Origin of the sequence: Rheinheimera sp. A13L, assembly GCF_000217935.1 — a bacterium.
Classification (GTDB): Bacteria; Pseudomonadota; Gammaproteobacteria; order Enterobacterales; family Alteromonadaceae; genus Pararheinheimera.
Genome location: NZ_AFHI01000009.1, coordinates 106,057 through 119,517, shown reverse-complemented (window position 1 = coordinate 119,517; position 13,461 = coordinate 106,057). Strand labels below are relative to the sequence as shown.

Here is a 13,461-nt window from a genome sequence, read left to right as displayed (position 1 = left end):
CAATGTCTCTATGCCTGGGTAGATATTATCTTTATTGATAGCCGAATCCCGGCCTGCAGCTATCACCCAGAGTGGTAGCTTAGCTGCTGCTATAGGTGGCATTAAATCCGGGTGACCCCAAGCCACCACAGGAGCAGCGGCAGCGAATAACTGTGGGTGCTTGCTGGCCATATACCAGGTGCCAAAACCACCGTAGCTGATGCCTGAGATATAAAGACGTTTAGCATCTGTGTTGTAATTTTTCTGCACAGTCGCAAGCATAGCCAGCAAATCCTGCTCAGCTCTCTCCCAGCCATCTGGTAATAACACCGGTACTTTAGAGATATCAGGCACCAGCTTTGCCGGTTCTATAGCTTTATCGGATGCGAACATCACAGGACGAGAGGGTACGCCATCCAAAAGGCGCTTCGGAATATCCGCTTTACTGCGGTTGGCAATATAAGGCAGCTTGCCCATATCAAACATATGCAGTTGCGGAACAATCATAATAAAAGGCAGGTCACGTTTTTGCACCCAAGCCTCGTATAAAGGGCCGTGAACCATAGTGTAATCCAGCTCATCCAGGCCATTGCCCCTTTCACCATTGCCATGCAGAAACAATAGTACAGGCCATTTTTGTTCAGCTTTTTGGTCATAACCCACTGGTAAATAAACAAAATATTGCCGCTTTAAATCATCTACTGTGCTTTGATAATCTTGCCTTAACAGCTGCGCTTCTGACGCTTCGGCAACATTTACCAACAACATCAGACATAAAAATAGAATTTTGCAGAACATAAAAACTCCCTTTGGTAATGACCTTTCCAGAATAGCGAGCTCTGTAAGCCGCCTCAATTCCTTGCCTTCAAACCTCATGCTCGTCGACTTTGTTGTTTTTGTCATGTCACTTTGTCGAATTTTCAGCCAAAGCCACTGCAAACTGAGTTATATGCAGACTCACCTCTTCTCAGAGACTGAAACAATAGCCGCGCATCGATTTTCATAAAAACTGTCGATTTGTCCTGAATTACAACAAGCCAGCTTACCCCCTGGCAGACGGAACACAGTTTTACCCCTGTTACAGTATTAAATTACTAAATACATGCTTTGTTTCTTCTTTTTGTTTAAAAGCTTCTAAATTTACAGTTACACTCAATTCATATCTATTGTCTGGAATTTGGTATGCGGGCAGCTTTTCCACCCAATGAAATACAACGTTTAACCACTCTGCATTCGTTGAACATTCTTGATACAGCGCCTGAGGCGGCATTTGATGCACTGGTACAATTAGCCAGTCATATTTGCCAGACCCCTTATGCTGTGCTGACATTGGTGGATAAAGACAGGCAATGGTTTAAAGCCAAAATTGGTTTTGATCATCATCAAACCTCCAGAGACGTCTCTTTTTGTGCGCACAGCATCTTAGAGCCCAATACCCTGACTTATGTCTCAGATGCCAGCGCTGACCCTCGCTTTGCCGATAATCCTGATGTAGTAAAAGCTGAAGGCATACGTTTATATGCTGGCACCCCACTGACCTTAAGTAATGGAGCTGTGCTTGGAACTTTGTGTGTGGTGGACACCAAAGTAAGGGAACTGACGCCTGAGCAACAACAAAGTCTGACATTACTTGGCATGCAGGCAGTGCAGTTATTGGAAGCACGGCAAAAGGCTGAACTTTATTATCAGCAACAACGTACTTTAACCACAGTCATTGAACATGCCCCTTTGTTACTGGGTCAGGTCGACACTCACTTTCGCTACATATTTTGTAACCATAAATATGCTGAGTGGTTTGGAGTGGAACCGAAGTTGGCGGTAGGCAAAACTATTCAGCAAGTATTTGGTGACAGAGCCTTTGAAGAGGCGTTGCCGTCACTCCAGCTTTGTTTGACTGGAACCGCAGCACATTTCCACTCAGCTCCGGCAAACGGACAGGTTTTTGATATCAACTTTGTGCCGCAAAAAAATCAGAAAGGCGAGGTGGAGAGTATCGTTATCATCGCTGCCAATGTGACAGAAGTACATCAACAGCAAGCTCAAATTAAGCAGGAACATGACAGGATGGATGCCATTATCAATGGCTCTAATTTGGGCACTTGGGAATGGAATGTTCAAACAGGAACTACAGTGTATAACGAACGCTGGTTTACTCTGATTGGACTCACAGCACAGCAATACACTTCTGTTGACCTCTGGGCTGAGCTCGCTCATCCGGATGATCTAGTGACATCAAGGAAACTGCTGGAGCAGCATTTTTCTCAGCTCTCTCCCTACTACGACAGCACTTTTCGCATGAAACATAAGGATGGGCATTGGGTATGGATCCATGCCATAGGCAAAGTAATGAGCTGGACCAGTGAGGGGAAACCACTGCTGATGTTTGGAGTTCACGCAGACGTGACACAAGCTTTGGAAAAAGAAACCGAAATTCTGCAAACCCGCTCCTGGTTGCAAGCCATTATTGACTCCTCCACTGAAGTAGCTTTGATTTCGGTAGACCCAACAGGCACCATCAAGCTATTTAATACAGGGGCGGAACGTATGCTGGGCTACAGCGCAGACGAACTGGTTGGTCTGCATAGCCCTGCCTTATTTCACGACCCCGCAGAAGTTGACGCTCAGGGCCAACTGCTGAGTAAAAATCATCAGCAAAGCATTCAAGGCTTCGACGTTTTTGTATACCAGGCCAGACAAGGTCAAAGCGAAACCAGACAATGGACCTACATTTGCAAAAATGGCGAACGAAAACAAGTACGGTTAAGTGTGTCGGCCATGCGCGACGAACAAAACAATATCCTTGGTTTTTTAGGTGTCGCTATTGATGTGACTCAGTTGGAGCACTTAAATCATGCCCTGCTGATGAGTGAGCAACGATACAGGTCTATGTTGGATCACTTGCCTGGAGTGGTCTACAGATGCCGTAACGACGCCAACTGGACCATGCTTTTTATCAGTGACGAAGTATTTGCACTCACGGGTTATAAAGCCCAGCAGCTCATCCGAAGCAAAGAGATGAATTTTGGCAAACTTTATCATCCGGACGATGCCGAACAAGCCAACCATTCTGTGCAGCAGGCTTTGGCTAATAAGCAGCGTTTTAGTGTGGAATACCGGCTCTATCATAAAGATGGCAGCTTGCGCTGGGTACAGGAGCTGGGTCAGGGTGTTTTTGATGAACAGGGTGAGCTGCTATATATAGATGGCTTTATCTGGGATGTGTCTTCGCAACACGAAGCCTTACAAGCCTTAAGCTCAAGCCAGCAAAAGTTATCTTCTTTGTATCAGATGGCACCACTGGCTATAGTGCTGAACCGTTTTACAGATGGTGTTTTTCTTGAAGCAAACCCTGAGTTCTATCACATGCTGGGTTACCAGACTATGGGGGACTGTGCTCAGAAGCCATCATTTGTCGACTATGCCACTCTGGCAAGTGAACATATAGCGCAGCTGCAGCATTATGGCCGTTATGGGCCGCAGGAACATGAATTATTGCACTATGACGGGCATTTAGTGCCAGTGTCTGTCACCGGAGTGCTGATCCAAAACCATGAAGGTGAACAACAAATATGGTCCATTATTCAGGATATCACTGAGCGTCGCCGTATTGAGCAAATGAAAAACCAGTTTGTCTCTATGGTAAGCCATGAACTACGCACCCCACTGACCTCTATTTCCGGCTCTCTGGCGTTGGTCACTGGCGGTGTACTGGGCCCTGTGCCCACAGCTATGGTCTCTATGCTGGATATAGCTAAAGATAACAGTGCCAGACTTAGTCAGTTGATTAACGACTTGCTGGATATAGATAAACTGGTGGCAGGCAAAATGCATTTTGATATGAGTCTTTGCCTGATTTCTGATCTGCTCGATAAGGCGGTACAAAGTAATCAGCCTTATGCTGCTAAATACGAGGTTCAACTCCAACTATCTGAAACGCAGGACGCCCTGGTAATGGTGGATGCGATGAGATTTCAGCAGATCATGGCGAATTTATTGTCTAACGCAGCCAAATTTTCCCCGACAGGTTCAGTTGTTAAAGTACGGTCCATACTGGACGAAGGTCAGGTTCGGATTGAGGTAGAAGACCAGGGGCCGGGCATCTCCGATGAATTTAAAGCTTTTATTTTTGAGAAGTTTTCACAAGCTGATGGTGCAGACAGCCGACAAAGCGAAGGCACTGGTCTGGGTTTATCCATAGTCAAAGAGCTGACCGAACATATGGATGGCAAAGTGGGCTTTTATAACCTGAATCCAAAAGGCAGTTGCTTCTATCTGAGCTTTGCACAAGCCAGACAAGCCAGCCTGAATCAGCCGAAAATACTGGTGGTGGAAGATGACCCCCATGTCGCTGGATTTATTATGCAACTGCTTCACAGTCAGGGTTATCAGAGCCGTTGTGCTGCAACCCTGAAAGAAGCAATAGCGGCTTTGGATCAGGACCAGTATCAGGCCATTACGCTGGATCTTAATCTGCCCGATGGCCATGGTTCAGCTCTGTTTGCTGAACTGCGCAGTCGTAGCCAGTATCAAACCACTCCTGTGTTGATCGTCAGTTCAGAATCAAAAGACAACCATACTCAGTTATTAGGTGGCATACATGCGCTGGATTGGCTGGATAAACCAGTGTCGCCTTCCTCATTGCTTGGAAAACTGGAATTATTATTAGGAGCGGATAAAAAACACAGTACCCGGATTTTACATGTGGAAGATGATCCGCACTTAGGCCAGATTCTGGCAGTACACCTGGCTGATTTTGCGTCCTCTGTGCAAGCTACCAGTGTTAAATCAGCCTTACAACTGCTGAACAGTCAAAGATTTGATTTAGTCATACTGGATATAGGTTTACCAGATGGCTCAGGACTGGAATTGCTGCCTGAATTAGCTGTTCGACAGCCACAAACCCCAGTGGTGATTTGGTCGGCTCAGGAGTTAAATCAGGCTCAGCGGCATCAGGTGGACTTAGTTTTAGCGAAAAGCAGAATCGACTTACCCGCCTTATTACAGCAGCTAAAAAACTTACTGCCTCCAGCTCAGTAGTAGCTTAGAGCTGAAACAAGCAATTTATGGAGAAGAAAGCTCCGGCAAGCTGCCTGGCTGGTGTCAGGCTGGAGGCTGATACAACTGGGTTTGATTTCGCCCTGCATGTTTAGAAGCGTACAAGGCTTTATCGGCCTGATCGATCAGTTGATCAGTCTGATCTGTGGCTGTCGCCTGGCAAATACCAGCACTGAAAGTACAGTGGAAATTCTGATAGTCAAAACTAAAAGGCAAGCTGGCAAAAGACTGTCGTAGTTGCTCAACCAGACCAAAAGCTTGATTCTGATTACAGTCAGGTAAAATTAATAAAAACTCTTCGCCGCCATAACGGCCAATAATGTCTGTTTTACGCAGTTGCTGCTTCAGTAAGTTGGCTAAACTGCTGATCACCTGATCACCAGTTAGATGACCATAGTTATCATTCACCTTTTTAAAGTGGTCGATATCCAGCATCACCACACTTAAAGGCTCACCGGTACGTTCACTGCGTTGCAACTCATGGCTCAATCGTTCTTTTACTCTGGCGTGTTGTAATAAGCCGGTTAAGCTGTCTTTTGTCATCATATCGGCCAGTTGCCTGGCCCGTTGTGCTCTGGCAAAAACAGCCACTATTAACGCAGTGTCTGTGATAGGTTTAGTCAGGAAATCATCGCCCCCTTTCACTAAAGCCGCCAGTTGGCGTTCACCATCTGTTTCTGAGGATAAATAAATAATAGGCACACTAAGCCATTCATCCTGTAAACGGATCAACTGAGCCAGTTCAGGGCCTGAACAACCCGGCATCAGTACATCCAGCAAAATAACATCAGGACGGAAACGACTCAGGCCATCATAAATTTGTGAAGGGTCCAGCAAAATCTCAGCCCGCAGGCCAGCGCCTTGCAGCACTAAAGCATAATGTTCAGCCAACAGTTGATCATCATCCACTATCAGTACTCTGAAGGCTTCACGCCGCCTTACAGCCAACAAACGCTGTAAACGGGCTTCCAGCGCTGTGGTATTTAAAGGCTTCACAAAGTAGCCCTGAGCGCCGATACGCACAGCCTGCAGGTGATGCTCAAAGCTGTCATGACTGGTTAATACCAGCACAGGTAAAGCTTCATCTAAACTCTGTTGAAATTCAGCAATATAATCCAGACCCGTTTGCTCTTCATCTGGCAAGGTGATATCCAGAATTAATGCTTCAGGCAACTTCGTTTTCAGCGCTTGATCTAATTCAGCAATGCGCCTGTAACTTTGGATCTGATAACCAAAAGTCGCTAAGGTCAAGGTCAGATGTTGTGCTGTTTCTTCGTCATCTTCTAAAACATAAATCAAGGCTTGCTGATCATGTATCAGATCGAGTCTGGCAGACGTCAAACTCATCACCTGGTGTCCACTTTGATGGGCGTATTGCACTTGCTGGAAAATCGCCATAAAACTGTTAATTTCTGACAATTCAGGCGGAAACTCCGCAGCCATCCAGTCTTTTAGCTGTAATTCCAGCTTTTTTGCCAGTTTGCCTAACTGCGGCAAGCCAAAAGTACCAGCAGAACCAGCCAGGGTATGAAATTTATGCTTAAGTGGAAGTACTACTGAACGCCAGTCTGATTGAGCAGATAAGGTCACCAGAGTTCCAACCTGAGAGGCTAAAACAGGGATATCGGCTTGTAACCGCTCCATATATTGATGGTGAAGCTTGGCCAGTTGTTGCTCTAATTTGGATTGCTCTGCAGTCATGCTCAGTCATTGTTCTATTGTAGATGCAGTTCTACTATAACAAATGATTAAACAAATCCCAGTGAGAAATACAAATTTGCCAGAAAATTTGTACGCTATGTGATTAAAACAACAACAGAAATTGGGCATAAACCAAAACGGATATGCCCAAAACAGTTATAACCTGACCATCAGTCCTGAAGCTAAAGCTCTGCGATACGCTAAAAAGGCCGGAATAGCCCCCAACAATAAGGTCAGGCCAAGCACAGCTGCCAGTAACAATGCGGTTTGGTCATGCCACGGATTGATGCTGATAAAAAGCCCGTACTGACTGGCTAATAATTCGCGGAATCCCCAGAGGCCAGCCACCAAAATCACAAAAGCAGAGCCAATGGATAATAACGCCATCAGCAACAATTCCAACTCGATCAGCAAAAATACCGTGGCAGCCGGAGCACCTACAGCACGTAATATCGCCATTTCACGCTGACGTTCTTTTAACCCCGCCAGCAAGGTTGTAACTATACCCACCAGAGTCGCCACTATCACTAACACAGTGATCAGCAACAGCATATTCTCCACCATGCTGAGCATTTGCCACAGCTCTGCTAATGCAACGCCAGGTAAAATGGCGGACAGTGGCTCGCCTTTAAATTCATTCAACTGGCGTTGTACCGCAAAAGTTGCCATTTTAGATTTTAGCCCCAGCATATAAGCGGTAATGACTTTAGGTTCCAAATCCATAGCCAGGCTTTGTTCAGCACTGACACTGCGGCCTGGCGCAGGCATACCACCACCTTGCCAGCCCAAATGAATAGCTTCAATGCCTTCAAGTGGTATATGCACACTCTGATCCACAGGAGTGCCAGTGGGAGCAAGAATACCTACCACTTCAAAAGGCTTGTCTTTGTGCTGCGCAAAACTGACGCTACCAACACCATGCGACAAAATGATTTGTTCGCCCAATGTATAACCGAGTTTTTGCGCAACCACAGAACCTAAAACCGCCTGATACACGCCAGCAAAAACTTTACCCTCTGCCAGTTTCAGTGGCTGTTTTTCGCCATACTGATAAAACTTAAAGTAATCTTCGTTGGTGCCTATCACTCTATAACCACGGTGAGAATCCCCTAAGGAAAGCGGAATACTCCAGGCCACCTGCGGATGAGTTTTTACCTGCTGATAATTCTTCCAGCCGATATTATTGGTGGCATTACCAATACGAAACACTGAATACAACAATAAGTTCAGTTGGCTGGAACGGGCGCCAACAATCAAATCAGTGCCTGATACTGTGCTGGTGAAACTGCTTTTAGCTTCATGTCGAATATGATCGATGCCCAATAACAAGGCGATACTGATAGTTAACGAAATAACCGTCATCAGCACTGTGCCTTTGCGGTTCCATAAACTGGCTCTTGCCAACTGCATTAACATGGCTGAACTCCTTTATGTAACTGTTCCATATCCAGTTCAAACTTAAAATACGAACGCAAAGCAGGGTCGTGACTGACAAATACGACTGTAGTGCCACAAAGCTCAGCTTCAGCAAGCATCAGCTGCATAAAGCCGTCTCTGTGTTTATGATCCAAAGCTGAAGTAGGCTCATCTGCAATCAATAAAGCAGGCTGACTTAATAAAGCCCTGGCTATCGCCACCCTCTGTTGCTGACCAACACTTAACTGATTGGCGGGCGCTTGCCACAACTGTTGCTCTAAGCCCAGCTTTTGCAACAAGTAACGGGCCCGTTGTTCTGCCTGCGGTATTTTTTTAGCAAAAGCACTGACCAGCAAGACGTTTTGCAATACCGACAAATAAGGAATTAAGTTCAGTTGCTGAAACACCACCCCTATAGAAGAGGCGCGTAATTGATCTCTTTTTGCGGCTGATGACGCAGCCATAGACTGACCGGCAATCAAAATATCACCGTACTTACAAGGGTAAATTCCGGCCAGCAAATTCAATAAGGTGGTTTTACCAGAGCCGGATGAACCATAAATAAATAAATGCTGGCCCTGCTCTAATTTCAGTTGTGGTATATCCAATAAAGCGGCTTGGCCCGGCCAACTGAACACCAAAGATTTGAGTTCAAGTGCCGGAATTTTCAGGTCTGTGTGCGCTGACATTACAATGCTCATGTTATGATACGGCTTCTTTTGAGACCTTATAACATAAGCAGAGGCTGAGGCTCCAATGGTTAAATCGTTATACATGGCGTTAATTCTGACTTTGGTCGCATTTACTGCGTTACCGGCAAAAGCTGAAGACTACAAGACATTGGAATGGACAGATTTATTGCCGGAAGAAGATCTGAAAAAGATGGAACAACTGCCGGAAATCAGCCATGAAGGTGGTGAAGTTCCAGCGGGTAGTCCATTAAATCAGGCTTATGCTAATCAGGATCCGGCCGCAGCAGCATGGAATGAAGTGCTGATGTCAGCCAATGTAAAGGGCGAGCTGAATAACAAAAAAGTGAGGGTTCCTGGTTTTATAGTACCAGTGGAATACGATGCAGACCAAAACGTCACAGCCTTCTTCCTAGTGCCTTATTTTGGCGCTTGTATTCACGTGCCACCACCACCACCCAACCAGATTATTTTTGTCACTAATAAGCAAAAAATTCAGGGTGACATGATTTATTCGCCTTTCTGGATCAGCGGTACTTTAACCACTGAAACCATGAGTCACGATTTGGCAAAATCTGCCTATTCAATGAAAGCCGATAAAATTGAAGAATACAGCTACGAGTAATAGTTTTCTTTGGCGTAACCTTTGTCTCTGAATAAAAAAACCGGCATCGCCGGTTTTTTTATTCAGAGCAGTCAATAATAACCTAACAAATGACGTAACCCTGGTGCAGCATATTCCACCAGTTGCTTTTGTACCAAGGGCAATTCATCCGGTATTTCGGCTTCAAGCCCTACTAAGTTTTCTCTGTAGGTACCACTTTGTTTACGGTCTGAGCCTGTAAGTACTCGTGTTTTCCAGTCTTCTGGCCATTCTGGCAAATTCAGTACACTCAATAAGTCACGGAAAAAAGCTTCGGCTTCAGGTTTATCCATGGCTTTTAGATGTTTAACTATGTCTTCATAACGCACCAGCTTCACCCCTGTGCCTAACCAAGCCACAGCGTTATGGGTAAAAATTTCGTTTAAGGTTGGGGCTTTTTGGTAAATACCAAAAATCATCATATTCAGCATTTCTTCAATGGAGACTTTACCGCCTTTTAAATGCTCCAAAGAGCCCTGAAAAGTATCAGATAAGAAAAAACGGGCACGAGCTAACACCCAGTCGTAAGGGTCTCGTACCACCACTATCTGTGGCACATGACGCAAAGCAATAGCTGAATCGTCAGAGAACAATAAATGACCCCAGCTCAACATAGGCTTCTGCGGGGCAAAAGCAGCAAGATGCTGATGTAAAATAGGGATTTGAATAAAAGTCTGATGGTATTGCTGCGCCACTGGCACAAACATACGGAAAATATTGCGGATCAAATGAGTGCCACATTTTGGCACTGAATTTAAGAACACAGGTTGCTGCAATGGGGTTTGCACAAAGTTTGAGTTCAATTCATTTAAGGTATCAGGTTTAGCTATTACCCTTGGCATTGCAGGCTCTCTTATTATGGTTCTGAAATAGCATCTTCCGCCCAAAGCGGAAAACAGACAAAACTGAACTTATCCCAGTTCAATTTAAAAGTAAAAGAAAATGCCGGACTAGGCCGGCATTTTTATTCAGTGTATTACCAATCAGAACTGATAAGACAAGTTCAGGAAGACACGACGTCCCAGTGAGTCATATTGACTATAAAAAGCAGAGTTACCTTCACGACGCAATCTGCGGTCACCACGGAAACTAATGCGTGGCGGCTCTTCATCCAATAAGTTAGCTACACCCAAAGTGGTGGTTAAACCATAGTCTTTCAGTGTGTTAGTCACAGACAAAGAGTGATAAATCACTGCATCAGAATCCAGGACCAGACGAACTTCCTGACCACGGATCGTCGTTGTATTCAGGAATTCCCCTTCACCATAGCTTGTGTAATTTTCTGCAGAGCCCACATAACGTGCGGAATAATCGATATTCCAATCACCTTTACTCCAGCCCAGTCTAAAGTTACCTACATGCTTAGGGCTACCCAAATCGCCTGTAAAATCTTCAGGTGCGCTGCTTGCAAATAACACTCGACTGGCTTCTAACTGAATGGTGTGTTCATAACTGGCAACAAAAGTGCCGTATTCAGTATCGATATCGTACGCAGTTTCAATATCCACACCGCGGTTGCGCTGAGAAGCTATGTTCAGGAAACCACTACGTACTGTTTCGATACGCTGGTCGACTGTTGCACGGTCGAACTGGTCACACAATGGGTCTGTCGCAAAGTTTTCTGACAGATAACACTGACGCACTATCTGAGGACCTGTCAACTCGGTCACTTCTGAATCAATTTCGATATCAAAATAATCGATAGAAGCACTGAAGTTGATAAAGTCAGGAGTCCAGACAAAACCATAAGTCTTGGAAATTGAAGTTTCAGCTTCAAGATTGCCTGCACCACCACCCGAAATAACAGTGGCAGAACTTGCTCCACCAACATAATCAGGTGCTATACCATCCGCAGCACAGTTATCAGCTAAACGCTGGCTGATAGTACCACCCTCCAGTGCTGTCCCCCAATTAATACATGGGTCTACAGTACGCTGACCAACAAAGCTGGTTTGATCGTTTAAATACAACTCGTACAAGGCTGGTGAGCGGAATGACGTGCCTTGTGAAGCACGGAAACGGAAACCATCTACCAGGGTCCAGTTCAGGCCAACTTTATAAGTGGTATCGTTGCCATAAGAAGCCACATCAGTGTAACGAGCTGAAGTGGTGAAATCCAAAGCTTCAATCATCGTCAGATCACTTAATAACGGGATCTGAAACTCAGCAAATATAGCTTTAGAGTTGTCTTTACCTTGAGTGATACCAGCAGCTGAAGCCCCCCAGACGTTACGGGCTAAAGTATGTTCACCCGGTGTATCGTTCAGAGAGTCACGCTGATAAGCAAAACCAAAAGCAGAACCTAAAGGACCACCAGGTAAATCCATCAGATCACCAGTGATAAAGCCTTCCAATGATTGTTGCTTATACACTGTATTGCCTGTGTCATAACCAAACAGGAAGTCTTTGTGTTGCTGACTGATATTACCTGCCAGGAACTGTGGGTCCAGCCAAGGCACATCAATACAAGCTACACCACGGACTGCAGTAGTTTCACCTACACAAGAACCAGTCGCAAATTCAGAAATGGCCACCGCATCTTCAAAAATAATAGCGCTGGTGTATGTACCGTCGCTATGACTGTCCTGATAAGACACATCCCAAAACCAATCACCAAGAGAACCATTGGCACCCACCACAAAACGGCGGTAATCCACAGTAATATCTGAGCCTGAATGGTCAGTAATAGGGGTTGGACTTAACCACTGATCACCACTCCAGCCTACTGAGGTTGGGTTAGTTCCAATACCAAAGGCTTCATAGGTTTCATTGAGGGTATAAGTCCAGAACTGGCGGTAACCATTGGTATTGGTTTCACGGCGGTTTAACAGCGCTTCACCGTATACAGTGATATCGTCTGTTAGTGAATAATCACCCTGGCCATATAAAGTGATGGTTTCTTTACGTGGGATTAAAGATTCCAAATCCTGGAACGGGTGATCGGCATTTAATACCGCATCAGAAGCATTGTCATACCCTACAGGGAACCAGCCAGCAGGTGCCTGCATAAAACCAGGGTTGCTTGGATCTGTAGCTAAACCAGGAATATAGCCCCCCAGGTTGCCAGCATAATCATATTGCATTTTAGTACCAGGGCGAACATTACCACCTTCGTCCTGATAGTCATAAATCCAGACCTGTCCCCAAGGCAAATCGTTGCAATGGTATGAGCCTGTTCTTGGATCTATTAAATCTGCACGCTCACCAGTGGTCGGATTAAACACATAACGTTCACCGCAGTTATAAAAGTCGCGTTGGCCTTTGGCTAATTCCTTGTCCAGCTTGTAATCAGCTAAAAGACGGAATGAACCGTTTTCAGTGCTACGACCAAAAGTGGCATTACCGCTCATAGTCTCGCCGCCGCTGTCAAACGGTTGAGAAGTATTAAAGTTAATTGAACTGTCATCGCCTTTTTTGGTGATAATGTTGATAACACCTGCAACTGCATCAGAGCCATAAAGTGACGACGCACCGTCTTTCAGAATTTCAACCCGGTCAATAGCTTCAAGAGGAATAACGTTCATATCAAAAGAAGCCACTTCTCCGCGGGTTCCTGCAGGACCTGCGCGACGACCATTTAATAAAACTAAAGTTCGGTTGGCACCTAAACCACGCAGCGACAGAGTTTCTGCACCAGTACCACCAGATTCAACAAAAGCTGTTGAAGAAGCTGAAGTGACCTGGTTTGAACCTGCGGCCAAAGTGGAGCTACGTAACAATTCACCTAAATTACCTAAGCCCTGGCTTAAAGCTTGTTGCGCATTTATAACAGAAACAGGTGCAGCATTATCAAACCCGCCTGTGCGGATACGGGAGCCTACGACGGAAATTCGTTCCGCAGCCTGTTCCTCTTCAACTTTTTCTTGTTCTACGATTTCCTGCTGAGCCTGAAGGCCAAATGCCGTTGTGGCAAACAGACAACCCATAGCAATAGCTAAGCGAGTTTTTACTCTCTGTTGTGGTAGTGTCATTTTATAT

General features: G+C 45.4%; 8 protein-coding genes. 2 read left to right on the top strand and 6 right to left on the bottom strand.

All coding sequences use genetic code 11. The annotated features are described in order from the left end of the window. A partial coding sequence (locus RHEIN_RS06340) for an alpha/beta hydrolase-fold protein (protein ID WP_008898151.1) occupies window positions 1-777 on the bottom strand: 777 nt, incomplete at its 3' end. A 384-nt stretch (window positions 778-1,161) separates the two neighbouring features. Here RHEIN_RS06340 and RHEIN_RS20330 point away from each other — a divergent pair. Then, entirely contained in the window at window positions 1,162-5,016 is a 3,855-nt protein-coding gene (locus RHEIN_RS20330; protein WP_008898150.1) for a PAS domain S-box protein, read from the top strand. 63 nt (window positions 5,017-5,079) lie between these two features. Here RHEIN_RS20330 and RHEIN_RS06330 read toward each other — a convergent pair whose 3' ends face one another. The 3 genes from RHEIN_RS06330 to RHEIN_RS06320 all read right to left on the bottom strand — a co-directional run bounded on the left by RHEIN_RS06330 (window position 5,080) and on the right by RHEIN_RS06320 (window position 8,840). Continuing rightward, window positions 5,080-6,735 (bottom strand): diguanylate cyclase, encoded by a 1,656-nt coding sequence (locus RHEIN_RS06330; RefSeq protein ID WP_008898149.1) that lies wholly within the window; start codon window positions 6,733-6,735, stop codon window positions 5,080-5,082. A 156-nt stretch (window positions 6,736-6,891) separates the two neighbouring features. Continuing rightward, entirely contained in the window at window positions 6,892-8,151 is a 1,260-nt protein-coding gene (locus RHEIN_RS06325) for an ABC transporter permease (protein WP_008898148.1), read from the bottom strand. After that, the gene (locus RHEIN_RS06320) at window positions 8,145-8,840 is read right to left on the bottom strand and encodes an ABC transporter ATP-binding protein (protein ID WP_008898147.1); all 696 of its coding nucleotides are present in this window, start codon (window positions 8,838-8,840) and stop codon (window positions 8,145-8,147) included. The genes RHEIN_RS06325 and RHEIN_RS06320 overlap by 7 nt, the downstream gene beginning before the upstream one ends. A 67-nt stretch (window positions 8,841-8,907) precedes the next feature. Between RHEIN_RS06320 and RHEIN_RS06315 the strand changes: the two genes are divergently transcribed. Beyond that, complete coding sequence (locus RHEIN_RS06315; protein WP_008898146.1) at window positions 8,908-9,465, top strand: DUF3299 domain-containing protein; 558 nt, start codon at window positions 8,908-8,910, stop codon at window positions 9,463-9,465. Window positions 9,466-9,536: 71 nt separating this feature from the next. Here the strand turns inward: RHEIN_RS06315 and RHEIN_RS06310 are convergent, their stop codons facing one another. Further along, window positions 9,537-10,325 (bottom strand): hypothetical protein, encoded by a 789-nt coding sequence (locus RHEIN_RS06310; protein WP_008898145.1) that lies wholly within the window; start codon window positions 10,323-10,325, stop codon window positions 9,537-9,539. A 141-nt stretch (window positions 10,326-10,466) separates the two neighbouring features. Further along, window positions 10,467-13,454: a TonB-dependent receptor domain-containing protein gene (locus tag RHEIN_RS06305; RefSeq protein ID WP_008898144.1), complete on the bottom strand. Its 2,988-nt coding sequence runs from the start codon at window positions 13,452-13,454 to the stop codon at window positions 10,467-10,469. Window positions 13,455-13,461: the final 7 nt, after the last annotated feature.